This window comes from Sedimentitalea sediminis (assembly GCF_042687825.1).
In the GTDB taxonomy this organism is placed as follows: Bacteria; Pseudomonadota; Alphaproteobacteria; order Rhodobacterales; family Rhodobacteraceae; genus Sedimentitalea.
Genome location: NZ_JBHUQE010000007.1, coordinates 87,801 through 103,981, shown reverse-complemented (window position 1 = coordinate 103,981; position 16,181 = coordinate 87,801). Strand labels below are relative to the sequence as shown.

The following is a 16,181-nucleotide window of genomic DNA, read 5'->3' as shown; positions in this document are numbered from 1 at the left end:
AGGTGTGTATCAAATCTGCATTGGTACAGTTTTGGCCGAAATTCTCTCAAATTGTCAACGAAGTGTAAGCGAAACTGGTTAATCCCGCAGGGCCGGTCGCTAGAGCCGGATGACCGAGATCAGGCGGCCGTAATCGGCGTCCTTGGCATGGGTGCTGCGGCGGTAGGAATAAAACCGGTCCGGGTCGGAATAGGTGCAATGGCGGGTCCATTCGGCCTGGCCGATGCCCGCGCTGCGCAGCCGGTGCAGACCATAGCCGGGCAGATCGAACTGCAGCCTGTCGCCGTCGCCATTGGCGAAAAAGCGGGCGTTGTCCGGGTCGTCCGCCAGAAAGTCCTCCAGGAACTCCGGGCCGACCTCATAGGCACGCTGGCTGATCGACGGCCCGATGACGGCCACAGTGTTCCGGCGTGTCGCGCCCAGGCTTTCCATCGCGTCCAGGGTGGCCTCGAGCACACCGTCCAGTGCGCCGCGCCAACCGGCATGGGCGGCGCCGATCACACCGGCGCCGGCATCGGCGAACAGCACCGGCTGGCAATCGGCGGTCAGCACCGACAGGGCCAGCCCAGGTGTCGCGGTCACCAGCGCATCGGCCACAGGCTTGCCCGTCAGCGGCTCTGTCACGGTGATCACATCCGGGGAATGCACCTGATGCACCGCCACCAGCCTGTCAGGTGCGACCTGCATCGCCTCGGCGACGCGGGCGCGGTTGATCGCGACCACATCGCTCTGGTCCGACGATCCGGGACCGCAGTTCAGCCCGGAAAACACGCCCGAGGATGCGCCGCCGTTGCGGGTGAAGAACCCGTGCCGCAGAGGCGACAGGCTGTCCGAGGTCAGGATTTCCAGTGTCATCGCTCTAATCCGGGTGGCGGGTTGCTCTGGGTGGGAAACAGTCCCAGCGTCTTGAACAGGTTTCCCATTTCGTCGGGGTGCGTCAACCGGCGATGCGCGGCCACCAGCGAATCCAGCGCCGCGCCCTGCAGGGGTTGGGCCAGAGCCTGGGCGCGGGCGGTGATGCCCAGCCGTTCCAGGAAAACCCCTTGTGTCGTCAAGCGGGTATGAGCGCAACCTGCAGCGGTTGCGGCCGTGCACAAGGTCTCGAAATCCACATGCGCGGTCAGATCGGCGTTGCCGGGAGTGTTCAGAATTTCAGCGGGTTCATGGTCTTTCAATGCTTGCAGCGTATCGCCCAGAGATCGCCAGTCGCCATAATCCACGATCAGGGCGGCGCCGCCATGGGTCGCGATTCGCCGCGCCACTTCGGCGGTGACGGTTTCCGCCGCCGGGCAATGTTCGACCAGATCACCGTCGCGCGTGTCGGCCAGCCGGTGCGCCAGCGCTGGCGATGCGGTGGCCGGGGTCAGGCCGAAAACCAGCTCCTGGCCCTGTGCGCCAACGCGGCGCTCGCGCCATCCCGTGCCTGCGCGCACGAACTGGCGGATCGGCAGGGCGTCAAAGAACTCGTTGGCAACCAGAAACAGCGGTTGTTCGGGCAACTGGTCGACCCGGTCCCGCCAGTCGGGCGCATGCCCGGTCAGCCGCTCTGCCTGGGCGGCGCGCAGGATCGGCGAGGCCTCGATCAGAACGATATGGGCAGCGGCCTGAAAACCGGGCACCGCAGCGGTGGCGCGCAGCAGATCGGCCATCAGCGTGCCGCGCCCCGGCCCCAGTTCCGCCAGCGTAAACGGCGCGGGGCGCCCCTGATCGATCCAGGCCTGGGCCAGCGCCAGGCCGATCAGTTCGCCGAACATCTGGCTGATTTCCGGCGCGGTCGTGAAATCGCCCGACACGCCCAGCGGATCGCGGGTCACGTAGTAACCCAGCGTCGGGTGCAGGAGGCAATCCTGCATATAGGCGGCGACACTGATCGGGCCATCCTGCCGGATGCGCGTCAGGATATGCTGCTTCAGGGTCATGGCGTCGCTCCGCGTCGGGCCAGGTTGATCAGCCAGAGCCCCAGCGCGATCATCGGCAGCGACAGGATCTGGCCCATGGTCAGCCCATATCCGCTGACGTGCAGGGCCAGCCCCAGCGGATTGTCGGGACCGGTGAATTGGGCATCCGGCTGGCGAAAGAACTCGACCAGAAACCGGGCCAGCCCGTACCCTGAAAAGAACAGGCCCGACACCAGGCCGGGCCGGCGCAGCGCGCCGCGGCGATAAACCATCCACAACAGCAGACCACCCAGCAGCAGGCCTTCGAGCGCGGCTTCGTACAGCTGCGAGGGGTGGCGGGCGCACAGGCCGATCACGCCGGGGCAGTCCTGGGCCGCGGCGCCGGGAAAGACCACCGCCCAGGGTAAATCGCTGGGTCGGCCCCAAAGTTCGGCATTTATAAAATTGGCCAACCGGCCCAGCAGCAGGCCGGCCGGGACCGTATGCGCCACCAGATCGGCCATGCCCAGCACCGGCAGACAGTGGCGGCGGGCAAAGAGCCAGGTGGCGGCGATCACCCCCAGCAAGCCGCCGTGAAACGCCATTCCGCCCTGCCAGACGCGCAGAATCTCGATGGGATTCTGCAGGTAATAGGCCGGCTGATAAAACAGGACAAAGCCCAGGCGCCCGCCCAGAATCACCCCCAGGATGATCCAGGTCAGCAGATCCTCGATCTGCTGCGCCGTCATCGGCGTCGTGTCGTTGCGCCAAAGGCGCGGACGGCGCAGGGCCGCCAGCGCCAGGCGCCAGGCGATCAGGATGCCCGCGATATAGGCCAATGCGTACCAGCGCAGCGCGAATTCCATGCCGAACAGCGAAATCGTGAACAGTTCGGGTGAGATGTCGGGAAATTGGAGAACAGCCTGCATGGCCGCCTCATGCCTGCGGAATTGCGGCGAAGTCAACCTTGTCCCGACACCTTAGATTGCCCATATAGGCAGCAACCCGACACGGAGAAGACAGATGCAGACCCGCAACAAGATTCTGGATGACATATCGCAGCTGATGACCAACGCCATGGGTGTGGCCCAGGGGGCCCGGGAAGAGGCGGAAACCGCGATGAAGTCGATGCTGGACCGCTGGCTGGCGGATCGCGATTTCGTCACCCGCGAGGAGTTCGACGCGGTGCGGGCGATGGCGCAGAAAGCGCGTGAAGAAAATGAGGCGCTGTCTGCGCGCATCGCGGCGCTGGAAGCCGCGGCCAGGGACTGAACCCGGCCGGACCGACGGGAGCGGTATTTCGATCGCGTGCAAGAGGGAGCCTGTAGCGCCCCGGCGCATGGCGGATCCAAAGGCGGCGCTGCCGCGCCATTCCATATTCAACCCCATGACAGGCGCGACGCATCAGGCAGATGGCGCGCCTTTTTTCATGTCCGGGCATCCCCACGCGGATCCATCGAGATTTCGCGGTACAATCGCATCATATCCACAAGTTATTGCGGCTCCCCCCAAAATAGGGGGTTGCCAGACCACAGGCCGCGGCGCACCATATGTAGTACGGACGCGGGGGATCGCCCCGGTCGGTAGAGCAGGCAGCTAGCGCTTGGGGCGCTACAAAGACCCCTTCGCTAGAGATCAGTGAGGTGGCATCATGGCCCTTTCCGAGCAGTATCTGGAAGAAGACATCCATCCGATCGACATCGTCGAGCACATCGCGGCCGACCACGATTGGGATTTCGACCGTATCGGCGACGATCAGATCGCGATGGCGGTCGAGGGACAATGGCGAACCTATTCGATCACCCTGGCCTGGTCCGGTTATGACGAGACCCTGCGCATGGTTTGCACCTTCGAGCTGGAGCCGCCCGAGAACAAGATTGCCGGGCTGTACAATCTGCTGAACGAGATGAACGACCAGTGCTGGGCCGGGTCCTTTACCTATTGGACCGAGCAAAAGCTGATGGTCTATCGCTATGGTCTGGTTCTGACCGGCGGCCAGACCGCCAGTCCCGAGCAGATCGACACGATGATCAGCGCCGCGGTTCTGAGTGCCGAGCGCTATTACCCGGCGATCCAGCTGATGGTCTGGGGCAACCGTACCCCGCGCGAGGCAATGCAGGTTGCCATTGCGGAAGCCTACGGGCGCGCGTAGATCCCGACCCTGAACCGGTCAGGGGAGGGGTTTCATGGACATGTCGGATGTGGCCGAGCGCGGTCTGGTGCTGCTGGGATGCGGCAAGATGGGGTCTGCAATGCTGGCCGGCTGGCTGGATGGCGGGCTGCCGCCGGCGTCGGTCTGGGTCATCGATCCGCACCCGTCGGACTGGGTGCGGGCGCAGGGTTTGCATCTGAATGCCGAATTGCCGCCCCAGCCCGCAGTGGTGCTGGTGGCCGTCAAGCCGCAGATGATGGGCGATGCCCTGCCGGTGCTGGAGACGCTGGGCGGCGGCGGCACGCTGTTCGTCTCGGTCGCTGCCGGCACGCCGATCGCCGCCTTCGAGCGGGCGCTGGGCGCCGGCACGCCGATCGTGCGGGCCATGCCCAATACGCCCGCGGCCATAGGGCGCGGGATCACCGCGCTGATCGGAAATGGCGCGGCAGGGGCAGGCGAACTGGCGCTGGCCGAGGCGCTGTTGTCTGCTGTCGGTCAGACCGTGCGGCTGCAGAGCGAGGCGCAGATGGATGCGGTCACCGGGGTCAGCGGCTCGGGGCCGGCCTATGTGTTCCACCTGATCGAGACCCTGGCTGCCGCCGGCGTGGCCCAGGGCCTGGACCACGACCTGGCGATGCAACTGGCCAAGGCGACCGTGGCCGGCGCCGGAGCGCTGGCCGAGGCGGCCGAGGAGGACCCGGCCCAATTGCGGGTGAACGTGACCAGTCCGAATGGCACCACCCAGGCGGCGCTGGAAGTGCTGATGGATGAACGGGACGGCTTTCCGGCGCTGCTGAGCCGCGCAGTCGCCGCCGCCACCCGGCGTTCGCGGGAATTGTCCGATGGCTGAAATTTCCTTTGACGAGTTCCTGAAGGTGGACATCCGGGTTGGCGAGGTGCTGCGGGCGGAACCCTTTCCCGAAGCCCGCAAACCGGCGATCAAGCTGTGGATCGATTTCGGCGGCGAGATCGGCGAGCGCAAGACTTCGGCGCAGATCACCGCGCATTACCGGCCCGAAGAGCTGGTCGGTCGCCAGGTGCTGGCGGTGGTCAACTTTCCACCGCGCCAAATCGGCCGGTTCATGTCCGAAGTTTTGGTGCTGGGCCTGCCCGATGCAACCGGCAAGATCGTTCTGATCGGTCCCGATGGTCCGGTGCCCCGGGGCGGGCGGCTGCACTGATGCGGCTGTATATCACCCGCCCGATGCCGCCCGATGTGGCGGCGCGCGCCTGTGCGGCATTTCAGTGCGATATCCGTGACAGCCAGCAGCCGCTGGACCGCGACGAGATGGTTCATGCCCTGCGCACCTATGACATCGTGCTGCCAACCCTGGGCGATGCCTTTTCGGCCGGGATCTTTGCCGAAGTTGCGGCGCCCCGCTGCCGTCTGCTGGCGAATTTCGGGGTCGGCTATAACCATATCGACGTGGACGCCGCTCGCGCGGCAGGGCTGGCGGTCAGCAACACGCCCGGTGCGGTGACCGATGCCACGGCGGATATTGCCATGACCCTGATCCTGATGAGCGCCCGGCGCGCCGGCGAGGGCGAACGGCTGGTCCGCGCCGGGCGCTGGCAGGGCTGGAACCCGACCCAATTGCTGGGTCTGCACGTCACCGGCCGCACCGTCGGCATCGTCGGCATGGGGCGGATCGGGCAGGCCGTTGCACGGCGGTGTCATTTCGGGTTCGGCATGAAGGTGCGCTATCATTCGCGCTCGGCCAAGACGCTGGAATTTCCGGCTGAAGCGGCGAACAGCCTGGCCGATCTGGCGGCGGCGGTTGATTTTCTGGTGATCGCTGTGCCCGGTGGGGCCGAAACGCATCACCTGATCGGGCGCGACGTGCTGGCGGCGATGCGCCCGCAGGCGCATCTGGTCAACATCTCGCGCGGCAACGTGGTGGATGAGGCGGCGCTGATCGACGCCCTGTCTCAAGAACAGATCGTCGGCGCCGGGCTGGATGTCTATGAATTCGAACCGCAGGTGCCGCAGGCGCTGATCGACATGGAAAACGTCGTGCTGCTGCCGCATCTGGGCACCGCCGCGCTGGATGTGCGGACCGCGATGGGAATGATGGCGCTGGACAATGCCGCGGCCTTTGCCGCCGGCGATCCGTTGCCCAACCCGGTCTAGACGCGTCGGGGTCCTGCAGCGTTCAGGCCCTGTCGCCGACCGCCTCGCGCCAGTGCCGCCGGCACAGGGAAACATAGGTTTCGTTGCCGCCGATCTGCACCTGTGCGCCATCGGTCAGCACGCGGCCCTCTTCGTCCTGACGCACCACCATCGTGGCCTTGCGTCCGCAATGGCAGATGGTGCGCACTTCGCGCATCTCGTCGGCAATGGCCAGCAGGGCGGCCGAGCCGGGAAACAGCCGGCCCCGGAAATCCACGCGCAGGCCGTAGCACAGCACCGGCACATCCAGATCGTCGACCACGCGGGCCAGTTGCCAGACCTGTTCGGCGCCGAGAAACTGTGCCTCGTCGACAAACACGCAGGCCAGCGGCGCCTGCCGCAACCGTGCCGAAATCATCGCGAACAGGTCGCTGTCAGCGTCAAAGACCTCGGCGGCGCTGGCGATTCCAATGCGCGAGGCGATGCGACCGGCCCCGGCCCGACCGTCGATCCGGGCGGTCAGCAGGCAGGTGTTCATGCCGTTTTCCCGGTAGTTGTGCGAGGCTTGCAGCAAGACCGTCGATTTACCGGCATTCATGGTCGAATAGTTGAAGAACAGCTTGGCCATGGCGACCGTCTAATTCCGGTGCCGGCGGCCCGCAAGCCGGGGGCGCGCCGGAATGCCGCCACGACCCGACCCGCCCCTTCGGACAAATGATCCTTGGGATGAAGGCACGACGCCGGGCCATGACGGCACCGGTGACTATTGACTGCCGCAACAATGCGGCAAATCGCGACCGAACGGCATCTTTTTTGGGGAAAGGCTGCGCGGCGGCCGGTACTCGTTACCTACCCCGAACCGATGGGGTATGGAAAAGGAATGCCATTTTGGCTAAGAAACCTTAATGGGAAAAAGAACAGGACATTCCCCCACGGGGATGTGCGGGCCGTTCGCCTGCGGGAATTGATGAATGACAGAAGCTGGCAGCTATCTGAAAAAGCACACTGAATCGCTGGTCAAGGATGTCGGGATCGAGACCGCCTGCCGGATCACCGGCAAGTCCAAGGCGACGCTGGGGCGGTACTATTCGGAACATGACGAACATGCCGACCGGTTCATGCCGGTGGACGCCGTGGCCAAGCTGGAAGCGGCCTCGTCTTTTCCGCATGTCACCAGCGCGCTGGCCGATCTCAAGAATATCACCCTGTCCTACGACGACCGCCATCCGAACCGACCGGGCAGGGGGGGCGTCAATTCCGACGTGATCGCGCTGAGCCAGCGTTTTGCGATGCTGATGGCGGAATACCAGCAGTCGATCGAGGATGGCGTGATCACCGTCAACGAAGCAAAGCGGCTGTTGCGCGAAACGCTGATGCTGCAACAGGTGCTGATCGACATGAAGCTGCACCTGGAAGTGGAAAGCACCTGATCCGCTTGCAAGATTGAGCGCTGCGGCGCACGCCATTCCCGATCTGGCGCCCGGTGGTGCCGCCGTGGCCAGAGGGCCGATGTTGCGCTGCTGCGCTGGGGATTGGCTGCGGCTTGTGCCCCGGCCGTTTCCCGCGCCTGCCGGTCAGATCAGCGGCACAAAGGGTACGCCGCAGGCGGCAAGGGTCAGAAGGGCAAAGAGGGTCAGGGCAAGGCGCATTTCGGGTTCCTTTGTCTCGTCGTCCGTCAGCTTGCGGGCGCGCGGGTGCAGCGGTCAATGGGGATTGGCGGATTGGTTGCCCGGTGAGTCCGATCTGCCGCACAAGCGATACTTTTGCGCGTTTCATTGTCGTCGATCCGGGGATAGCGCCGCCTTTTGGACCGCTCTGGGGATGTCGGATTTGGAGTTTCCGCGACTTCATGCTACTTTCAATTGTTAGAATGTGTATTTGTTCGCGACACTTTTTCCGCACGGAAACAGGGACATTGACATGCAACCTATTCGGATATTGCCCTTCGCCCCGATGAACACGCCGAACGGGACGCCGGCCGTGCCCACAAATCCGGCCGGGTTGCTCCGCGCCAGGGATGGACGGGTCCGACGCACCGCATGGACCGGATTTGTGGCGGTCGTTCTCGCCGTTGTCCTGGCCGCGCCAGCCTTGGCGCTGTCGGGCGGATTTGCCCAAACGCCGGGCCTGCGCTGTGGCACCACGCAGGGCTGGTGCTGGGCCACGGTGCCGGGTCAGCCGGGAACCCCCTGTTTCTGTCCGGGTCCGAATGGCACGCAGATACCGGGCAAGCTGTTCTGATGGCCGCCGCCGATCAGGCCCCCGCCGCCAGGGACGCGCCCAAGCCGCTGTGGCGGCGTGTGCTGTCGACCCAGGCGGTGACTGCCGGGGCGGGCATATTGATCATGGTGCTGACCTTGTTCTGCAACAACTGGGTGATCAAGGCGCAGACGGTTTTTGCCAACCTGGAACGGGTGAATTCGGCCTTTGACAGTTTCGACCACACCGATCTGGTGTTGATGTATGATCTGTGCGACCGCCATACCGAGGACATGTCGCCAGCGGATCTGGCGCGGTTCGTGCGCGTGGGGAATTCGGTCCAACAGCACGAGGCGCTGCTGCAAGAGGCGCGGGATACCGCGATGCAGCTGATCAACAGCATGGAGTTGCCGAAGATCAACTTTGGTGCGTCCGAACTGGAGGCGCTGGGGCCGATCGACACGACCCGGATGATCGCACCGGATATTGGCGGGGCGGATGCTCCGGCGGGGGACTTGCAGGCGAATACGGGCGCTGTACCGGCGGCGATGACCGGCGGGGCCGATCCGGCCAAAGGTGCGGCCGGCAAAACCGAAATGGTTTTCGGCTCGGGCGACCGGGAAAAAGAGATCATCTGCAGCAAGCTGGCAAACGACCCCAGCGATCTGGTGCAGAATTTCCGCGCCTGGCGCACCAGCCTGCGCCGGGTGTCGTCGGAATTGCAGATCCTTGGTGGCGATCTGATGTTTACCGGTCTGGGGCCGGGGTCGAACGAAATTCTGGAACAAAAGCTGCGGGCCAAGATGACCATCGTCACCCATTGGTGGCTGCCGGTTCTGAACGGGGCGCTGGGCGCGGTGATCTATTGCCTGACCAAGATGCTCAAGGATCGGGCCACCGCGCCGAAAATGGGCGAGGTCGTTTTGCGCATGGTGTTCGGCGGGTTTGCGGGCATTCTGGTCTCGACCCTGTTGCTGCCCAGCGGCGTGGTGGTGGGTCCTTATGTGGCCAGCGCGCCGGGCGTGTCGCTATTGGCCTTTATTTTCGGGTTTTCGCTGGACAGTTTCATCGCCTTGCTGGAACGGCTGAACCGGCTGGTTGTGGAATCCACGCGCCCCAAGAGCTCGGGCGGCTGAGCCGGTGGGTACACGCGGGTTTCCGGCGGACCGGGCCGTTGATTTTTGACGGAGCGTTCGCCGGGCGGGCATGCTAGACAAGGCCCGGTATGAACACGCAACACACATTCAATCCGCCGCGCCCGGACGCCTGCCTGTCTGCGCAATCACCGGGGTTCAAGGCGCTGCTGGCCTGTCTGCAGAGCGGGGACTCGATCTTGGCCCGGCAGTCGGCGGCGGTGCCGATCGAGCCGCGCCGGACCGACCGGCCCTGGCTGTTCTGCGAAAGCGCGGGTACCAGCGGTGCCGCGCGGCTGATCCGCCGCAGCCCCACCAGTTGGATCCGCAGTTTCGATCTGAACGGCGAGAGGTTCGGGCTGGGGGCGTCCGATATCTATGCCACCCTTGGTCATCTCGGCCATTCGCTGACCCTGTATGCGGTGCTAGAGGGGCTGCATCTGGGCGCCGGCATTGCCGATCTGTCGCCCCTGAACCCAAAGGGCCAGGCCCGGAAACTGGCGGAAATCGGGGCCAGCGTGATCTATGCCACTCCCACCCAGCTGCGGCTGCTGCTGGCCGGGGCCGAGGCGGCCGGGCTGGCGCAGATCGGCAGCGTGCGGCACATCTTTTCGGGCGGTGGCAAGCTGGACGATTTGCTGCGCCCAAGGGTGGCCGCGATGTTTCCCGCTGCCGTGCTGCGCGAGTTCTTTGGTGCCAGCGAGACCAGCTTTGTCGCGATCAGCGATGTGGCGACACCGGCCGGCTCGGTGGGCCGGCCCTATCCCGGGGTCGCGCTGCGGATCGGCCCGCCGGACCAACCGGTCGGGCCGATGCAGGTTGGCGAACTCTGGGTCGACAGCCCGTACGTGTTTGACGGTTACGCCGCCGGTAAGCCCGGCGACACGCGCTGGCAGGGCCGCTGGCTGAGCATCGGCGAAATGGGATATCTGGACCATGACGGGTATTTGTTCCTCAAGGGGCGCCGGAACCGCATGGTGACGGTAGCCGACCGCAACGTCTTTCCCGAAGAGATCGAACGTCAGGTGATGCAGATGACCGGCGCGGGGCTGTGCGTTGCCCTGGCGCAACCCGACGACCGGCGCGGCAACCGCATCATCTGTGTCGTGCAGGGTGATGGCGGCGCGGCCATGGAAAAACGGCTGCGGCAGGGGTTGCGCGACGGTCTGGGCGCGCATGCGGTGCCCCGACGGTTCGTGTTTCTGGACCGGATTCCTCTGTTGCCCGCGGGCAAGCCCGATCTGCAATCGCTGGGGCGGCTTCTGGAGACTCGGGCGTGACAACCAGCCAGATCGTAGCCGCGCGGCGCAGCGCCGTCGCCCCGAGAAACGGGCGTCTGGCGGATCTGGCATTGCATGATCTGGCTGCGCCGGTTCTGCGTCAGGTTCTGGCGGATGCGGGTCTGCCGGCCGAACGGGTCGGCGAAGTGGTCCTGTCCAACGGGCTGGGCGGCGGCGGCAATCCGGCACGGGTGGTGGCGCTGGCCGCCGGACTGCCCTGGTCGGTCGCGGGCCTGTCGGTGGACCGGCAATGCGCCGGCGGGCTCGATGCGCTGCTGATTGCGGATGCGATGATCCGGGCTGGCCAGCACGAGGTGGTGGTGGCAGGTGGTGCCGAAAGCTATTCCCGGCGGCCTTTGCGCTATCGCACCTTTGCCGATGGCCGCGATCCGCAACCCTATGAACAGGCGCCCTTTACCCCCTGGCCCGATCGCGATCCGGACATGGCGGTCGCCGCCGACCGTCTGGCCGCCGCACAGGGGATCGACCGCGCAGAACAGGATGCCTGGGCCATTGCCAGTCATCAAAAGGCGCGCGCGGTGCCCGACGCCGTGCTGGCCGATCAGATATGCGCCGTGGCGGGGCTGACACGGGACACGTTCACCCGCGATCTTGGGCCGCGCCATTGCGCCCGGGCCAAAGTGGTCAGCGGCAGCGTCACGGCGGCGAATATGGCGGTCGCCGCCGATGCCGCCGCCTTTGTGGTCGTCGTCTCGGACCGGGTGGCAAGATCGTTGCCGGGGCCGGCCGTCGCGCTGGTCGCGGGCGCCACCACCGGCGACGATCCGGAATTGCCGGGCATCGCGCCGGTCCGCGCCATCCAGGCGCTGCTGGCGGCGACCGGTACCGCTGTCGGCGATCTCGATGTGGCCGAGATCATGGAGGCCTTTGCAGTACAGGCCATCGCCTGCCAGCGCGGCGCGGACCTGCCCGGCGCCATCGTCAACCCGCAGGGCGGGGCGCTGGCCCGCGGACACCCCATCGGCGCCTCGGGTGCGATCCTGGCGGTCAGCCTGTTTCACCGGCTGCGGCGTGGCGGTGGCACCGGGTTGGCCGCGATTGCCGCCGCCGGCGGGCTGGGAACGGCGCTGTTAGCGCGTGCCGGATGAAGGGCCGGGGCCGGTACCGCTGGATCGATTCGGATTTGCAATGTTTGCAATGCGCCCCCCTTTTGGTTTTGCCTTGTCTTATTATGCTGATGAAAAGAAATGACTAAATCGCACGCGTTCCCAATTTTGGCCCTGCGTCACTTGTTCACAGCCTGGGCGGCGTATTCTTGCAAACTGGTGTTGCGCGTGCCATGCGGTCGCCAAGATCGTGATGATCCCTGCCGTGAGAGCCAGCATGAAGGATGGATTGCCATATCAGCGCCAGGCGCAGATGACCGATAGCCGGCTGCAGCTTGTCGACGCCGGCTATGCCCATGACGGGCGCGCCGCGTTGTCGGATCTTACGCTGGATATCGCCTTTTCCCGGCTTGGAGTCGTGGGCCGCAACGGGTCGGGCAAATCGACCCTGGCGCGGTTGCTGGCGGGGCTGGTGCGGCCGCGTACCGGTCGTGTGCTGATCAATGGCGCGGATCTGACCCGCGACCGGCGGCGGGCGCTGACCGAGGTCGGCATCCTGTTCCAGAACCCCGATCACCAGATTATCTTTCCCACGGTGCTCGAGGAGATCACCTTTGGTCTGACCCAGCTGGGCAATCCCAAGGCGAAAGCCGAAGAGATGGCCCGGGACACGCTGGCCCGATTTGGCAAATCGCACTGGCACGAGGCCTATACCAACACCCTTTCGCAGGGACAAAAGCACCTGGTCTGTTTCATGGCGATCGTCGCGATGTCGCCGCGGCTGCTGATTCTGGACGAGCCCTTTGCCGGGCTCGACATTCCCACCCGGGCGCAATTGGCACGGTATCTGGATCTTTATCGGGGCAACCTCATTCACATCACCCATGCGCCCGAGGATCTGGACGGCTGTGCCCAGGTGCTGTGGCTGGATCAGGGACGGATTTGCCAGAGCGGGCCGCGCGAAACGGTGTTGCCCGCCTATCTGGACGAGATGAAGAAACGGGGAGAGGCCGATGATATCTCTGACCTCTCCGGTTAGGACGCGGGCGCATGACTGGCCTGCCGGCGGCAAGCTGGCGACGCTATGTCTGACCACGTTCGGCCTGTTCTTTGTCGAAAACATCTGGGTGCATGGCGCGGTTCTGGCAGGCATTGTCGCGCTCTATGCGGCGCCGGGCCGGGTGTTTCTGACGTCCGGATTGTCGCGGCTGTGGATGCTCTGGCCGTTTGTGCTGATCGTGCTGATCTGGCACGTGATCGATGCCAGCCCGCGACAGGGTCTGGTGATCACGCTGCGGCTGGTCTCGGCGGTGGCGCTGGCCAATCTGGTCACGATGACCACACGGCTGACCGACATGATCGACGTGGTGCGGGTGCTGGCAGCGCCGGCGCGGCGTCTGGGGGTGCAGACCCGCGCGCTGGAGATTTCCATTGCGCTGGTGATCCGCATGACGCCGGTCCTGCTGGCCAAGGGCACGGCCCTGACTGACGCCTGGAAAGCCCGGTCGCGGCGGCGCCCGACCTGGCGCATCATACTGCCATTCACGCTGTTGGCGCTGGATGATGCAGACCAATTGTCCGATGCGCTGAAGGCGCGTGGCGGACTCGTTCCAATCGAGGATGGATGAATGGAAAAGAATGTAGTCATGATAGCCCTGTTCGCGGCGCTGATCGCCGTGCTGGGGCTGATCCCCAAGATCACGCTGGCGTTCGGCGTGCCGATCACCGCCCAGAGCATGGGTGTGATGTTGTGCGGCACCGTGCTGGGGTCGCGGCGCGGGGCGCTGTCGGTTTTGCTGTTCCTGCTGCTGGTTGCGATCGGGTTGCCGCTGTTGTCCGGCGGGCGCGGCGGTCTGGGGCTGTTCGTGTCGCCCTCGGCAGGGTTCCTGATCGGCTGGCCGGTTGCCGCCTTCGTGACCGGGCTGATCGTCGAGAAATGGCGCGCCGCGCCGCTGACACTGGTGGCGGGCATCGCCGCGGTGATCGGTGGAATCCTGGTCATGTATGTCTTTGGCATCGTCGGGCTGTCGATCACGCTGGACAAGACGCTGGCGGAATCCGCGGCGCTGGTGACCGCGTTCATTCCGGGTGATGTGCTGAAAGCCGCGATCGCCGGCATGCTGACGGCGGCGCTGGCAAAGGCGCGTCCGGCAAGCGTGCTGTCGCGGGCCAATGCCGATGCCGTATAAGGGCTGATCGACACGAAACCGGCCTTCTTGCCGGACCGCGACGATCAGATTTTCGCTGTCCAGGACGGCGCTGCCGGGAGATTCCGGGAGCGCCGTTTTGCCGGCCGGCGTGGCCCCCTTTTGCGCCGGCTACGACCGAGCAGCCCGATGCCCAGCCGCCGGACAAGATTGTCCGCGACGGATGGCAGGCACGGGCGGTCGCCATGTCGCAGTGCCGGCATCGACCTTGCCTTGATTGCCAACTTTCGTCCAAGCTGGGAGGGCAAAGTAGGCATCCGCCGCGCGGGGCGCAGAAATCGTGGGGGGAACGACATGGGGATTCAGCGGGGAAGCCGCTCGTGAGGCACGTTGTGATCGCTGTGCTGGTCGGCCTGGTGCTGGCCCTGGCGGGGAATGCCCCTGTGGCGTTCGCGCAATCCGGTGCCGCGGCCTGTGCGCCGCCCGGGTACCCGACGGATGTGCGGCCCGGCGGTTCGGGGCCGCCGACCCAGGTCTCGCTGGGGATGCGGGTCGTCGATTTGTTGGATATCGACGACGTCAACCAGACCATCACGGTCGATGTCGCGGTCCGGATGAGTTGGACCGATCCCAGGCTTGCGGATTGGGCGGGCTGCAAACTGTCCATCTCGGACATCTGGTTTCCCAACATGATGCTGAAGAATTCCGGTCGGATATTCGACCGTTTCCCCCATGTCGCCAGCGTGACCAAGGGCGGAGAAGTGGTGTATTTGCAGCGTTCGTCAGGCACTTTTTCCAGTTATCATTCGCTGGAGAATTTTCCGTTTGAAACGCAGGTCATCACGCTGCATTTCTATCCGCTGGACTGGAGTCTGGAAAAGCTGGAATACCGCATCGACGAGACCTTTACCGGTCTTGCCACGCCGCTGAACATCTCTGACTGGCGGATTCTGGGTGTTGACGCCAGCCTGTCGCAGGTCGAAATTCCGGCGTTGCAGCAGGTTCGGGCCGGGTTCGATCTGAACATTTCGGCAGAGCGTTACCTTGGCTATTACATCTGGAAGATTCTGTTGCCGATCACCCTGATCGTGTTCATGTCCTGGAGCGTGTTCTGGATCGATCCGTCCCAGTTCAGCACCCAGATCGGCCTGAGCACGACATCGGTGCTGACGATGATCGCGTTCATTTTCGCGACGACCAACCTTTTGCCAAAGCTGGCCTATTTCACCATTCTGGACCGGTTTATTGCGGGTGCAACACTGTTCGTGTTCGCCGGCTTGCTGCATTCGCTGACCACCGGGTTTCTGGTGCGGCAGGGGCGCGGGGGGCTGGCAAACCGGATGGACCGCATCAGCCGGTTGGCGTTTCCGGCGGCGTTCTTGGTGTTTGGCCTGACGATCTATCTTGACGCGGCCAGCGCCTAACCCGGCCACGTACCGCTCTGACCAGCGTTGCGGCGCGAAATAGCAGAGCGGCCACGCAGACGATGCCGGGTCCGCCCGGTGTATCCAGTATCAGGGCCGACCACAGGCCGCCCAGAACCGAGCTTGTGCCGATGCGCGCGGCACCGGCCGCCATCGTTTCGGGCGGTCCGCTCAGGGGGCGGGCTGCGGCCGCCGGAATAGCCTGCAATGCGGCAATCAGCAGAATGCCGACCACCTTGATCGCCACGGCCACCACGGCCACCACGGTCGCCAGAGCCAGCGTCATGACGAATTCCTCGCGCTGCGGCGCCAGCCCGACGGCGCGGGCAAGGTCCGGGTTCGGCGTCGTCGTCAACAGCGCCGACCAGCGCCAGGCCATCAGTCCCGGAACCACAGCAGCCCCGCCCCAGATCACCGCCAGATCTTCCTTGCTCACAGCCAGGATATCTCGGAACAGAAAGGCCGTCAGGTCCAGCCGCACATCCGCCAGAAGTGCGATCGCCACCAGGCCAAAGGCCAGCGCTATGGGCCATGACTCCCAGCACGATGTCTATGGCATGGCCGCGCCCGGTCAGGGCGTTTACCGTCACGGCCATCACCAGCGCCGCCACCGGCACCGAGGGCAGCACCGGCAGGTGAAAGGCCAGCGCCATCGCCACGCCCAGGATCGCCGCATGTGCGGTCGCCTCGCCGAAATAGGCCATGCGCCGCCAGACCACGAAACAGCCAAGCGGGGCGGCGGCCAGCGCCACGCCCAGCCCGGCCAGGGCCGCGCGGATCAGGAAATCGTTA

General features: G+C 65.2%; 18 protein-coding genes and 1 pseudogene. 14 read left to right on the top strand and 5 right to left on the bottom strand.

Annotation, left to right across the window (positions count from 1 at the left end):
• Nucleotides 1–99: 99 nt before the first annotated feature.
• From pgeF to lgt, 3 genes are read right to left on the bottom strand one after another with little or no spacing between them, the layout of a single operon-like run.
• Entirely contained in the window at nt 100–855 is a 756-nt protein-coding gene (gene pgeF, locus ACFMPD_RS08080) for a peptidoglycan editing factor PgeF (protein WP_380993291.1), read from the bottom strand.
• On the bottom strand, nt 852–1,919 hold the full coding sequence (locus ACFMPD_RS08075) for a class I SAM-dependent methyltransferase (protein ID WP_380993290.1): 1,068 nt from the start codon (nt 1,917–1,919) through the stop codon (nt 852–854). Before ACFMPD_RS08075 ends, pgeF begins: the two co-directional genes overlap by 4 nt.
• Nucleotides 1,916–2,806: a prolipoprotein diacylglyceryl transferase gene (gene lgt / locus ACFMPD_RS08070; protein ID WP_380993289.1), complete on the bottom strand. Its 891-nt coding sequence runs from the start codon at nt 2,804–2,806 to the stop codon at nt 1,916–1,918. Before lgt ends, ACFMPD_RS08075 begins: the two co-directional genes overlap by 4 nt.
• A 94-nt stretch (nt 2,807–2,900) precedes the next feature.
• Between lgt and ACFMPD_RS08065 the strand changes: the two genes are divergently transcribed.
• The 5 genes from ACFMPD_RS08065 (at nt 2,901) to ACFMPD_RS08045 (ending at nt 6,160) form a co-directional block, all read left to right on the top strand.
• Entirely contained in the window at nt 2,901–3,149 is a 249-nt protein-coding gene (locus ACFMPD_RS08065; protein ID WP_380993288.1) for an accessory factor UbiK family protein, read from the top strand.
• Between the two features lie 379 nt (nt 3,150–3,528).
• Nucleotides 3,529–4,029: a type III secretion system chaperone family protein gene (locus ACFMPD_RS08060; protein ID WP_380993287.1), complete on the top strand. Its 501-nt coding sequence runs from the start codon at nt 3,529–3,531 to the stop codon at nt 4,027–4,029.
• 34 nt (nt 4,030–4,063) lie between these two features.
• Nucleotides 4,064–4,879, top strand: coding sequence for a pyrroline-5-carboxylate reductase (proC, locus tag ACFMPD_RS08055; RefSeq protein WP_380993286.1), 816 nt, complete (start codon nt 4,064–4,066; stop codon nt 4,877–4,879).
• Nucleotides 4,872–5,210 carry a tRNA-binding protein gene (locus ACFMPD_RS08050; RefSeq protein WP_380993285.1) on the top strand — a complete coding sequence of 113 codons (339 nt, stop codon included), beginning with the start codon at nt 4,872–4,874 and terminating at the stop codon, nt 5,208–5,210. The genes proC and ACFMPD_RS08050 overlap by 8 nt, the downstream gene beginning before the upstream one ends.
• Nucleotides 5,210–6,160 (top strand): 2-hydroxyacid dehydrogenase, encoded by a 951-nt coding sequence (locus tag ACFMPD_RS08045; protein WP_380993284.1) that lies wholly within the window; start codon nt 5,210–5,212, stop codon nt 6,158–6,160. The genes ACFMPD_RS08050 and ACFMPD_RS08045 overlap by 1 nt, the downstream gene beginning before the upstream one ends.
• Nucleotides 6,161–6,182: 22 nt before the next feature.
• Here ACFMPD_RS08045 and ACFMPD_RS08040 read toward each other — a convergent pair whose 3' ends face one another.
• Nucleotides 6,183–6,767 carry a thymidine kinase gene (locus ACFMPD_RS08040; RefSeq protein ID WP_380993283.1) on the bottom strand — a complete coding sequence of 195 codons (585 nt, stop codon included), beginning with the start codon at nt 6,765–6,767 and terminating at the stop codon, nt 6,183–6,185.
• Nucleotides 6,768–7,110: 343 nt separating this feature from the next.
• On the opposite strand from ACFMPD_RS08040, the gene ACFMPD_RS08035 reads away from it, so the two are divergent.
• The 9 genes from ACFMPD_RS08035 to ACFMPD_RS07995 all read left to right on the top strand — a co-directional run bounded on the left by ACFMPD_RS08035 (nt 7,111) and on the right by ACFMPD_RS07995 (nt 15,389).
• The gene (locus tag ACFMPD_RS08035; RefSeq protein WP_380993282.1) at nt 7,111–7,569 is read left to right on the top strand and encodes a hypothetical protein; all 459 of its coding nucleotides are present in this window, start codon (nt 7,111–7,113) and stop codon (nt 7,567–7,569) included.
• Between the two features lie 622 nt (nt 7,570–8,191).
• Nucleotides 8,192–8,380, top strand: coding sequence for a hypothetical protein (locus tag ACFMPD_RS08030; protein WP_380993281.1), 189 nt, complete (start codon nt 8,192–8,194; stop codon nt 8,378–8,380).
• Nucleotides 8,380–9,474, top strand: a complete 1,095-nt coding sequence (locus ACFMPD_RS08025; RefSeq protein WP_380993280.1) for a hypothetical protein — start codon at nt 8,380–8,382, stop codon at nt 9,472–9,474. Before ACFMPD_RS08030 ends, ACFMPD_RS08025 begins: the two co-directional genes overlap by 1 nt.
• Nucleotides 9,475–9,563: 89 nt before the next feature.
• Entirely contained in the window at nt 9,564–10,751 is a 1,188-nt protein-coding gene (locus tag ACFMPD_RS08020; RefSeq protein WP_380993279.1) for an AMP-binding protein, read from the top strand.
• Nucleotides 10,748–11,860 (top strand): acetyl-CoA C-acyltransferase, encoded by a 1,113-nt coding sequence (locus tag ACFMPD_RS08015; RefSeq protein ID WP_380993278.1) that lies wholly within the window; start codon nt 10,748–10,750, stop codon nt 11,858–11,860. The genes ACFMPD_RS08020 and ACFMPD_RS08015 overlap by 4 nt, the downstream gene beginning before the upstream one ends.
• 235 nt (nt 11,861–12,095) lie before the next feature.
• Nucleotides 12,096–12,857 carry an energy-coupling factor ABC transporter ATP-binding protein gene (locus ACFMPD_RS08010; RefSeq protein WP_380993277.1) on the top strand — a complete coding sequence of 254 codons (762 nt, stop codon included), beginning with the start codon at nt 12,096–12,098 and terminating at the stop codon, nt 12,855–12,857.
• Nucleotides 12,832–13,446 (top strand): energy-coupling factor transporter transmembrane component T family protein, encoded by a 615-nt coding sequence (locus tag ACFMPD_RS08005; RefSeq protein WP_380993276.1) that lies wholly within the window; start codon nt 12,832–12,834, stop codon nt 13,444–13,446. Before ACFMPD_RS08010 ends, ACFMPD_RS08005 begins: the two co-directional genes overlap by 26 nt.
• Nucleotides 13,447–14,007 carry a biotin transporter BioY gene (locus ACFMPD_RS08000; protein ID WP_380993275.1) on the top strand — a complete coding sequence of 187 codons (561 nt, stop codon included), beginning with the start codon at nt 13,447–13,449 and terminating at the stop codon, nt 14,005–14,007.
• A gap of 338 nt (nt 14,008–14,345) precedes the next feature.
• The gene (locus tag ACFMPD_RS07995; protein ID WP_380993274.1) at nt 14,346–15,389 is read left to right on the top strand and encodes a ligand-gated ion channel; all 1,044 of its coding nucleotides are present in this window, start codon (nt 14,346–14,348) and stop codon (nt 15,387–15,389) included.
• On the opposite strand, the pseudogene ACFMPD_RS07990 reads toward ACFMPD_RS07995, so the two are convergent.
• Nucleotides 15,316–16,171, bottom strand: a pseudogene (locus ACFMPD_RS07990) (metal ABC transporter permease). The gene ACFMPD_RS07995 and the pseudogene ACFMPD_RS07990 sit on opposite strands and share 74 nt — an antisense overlap.
• Nucleotides 16,172–16,181: the final 10 nt, after the last annotated feature.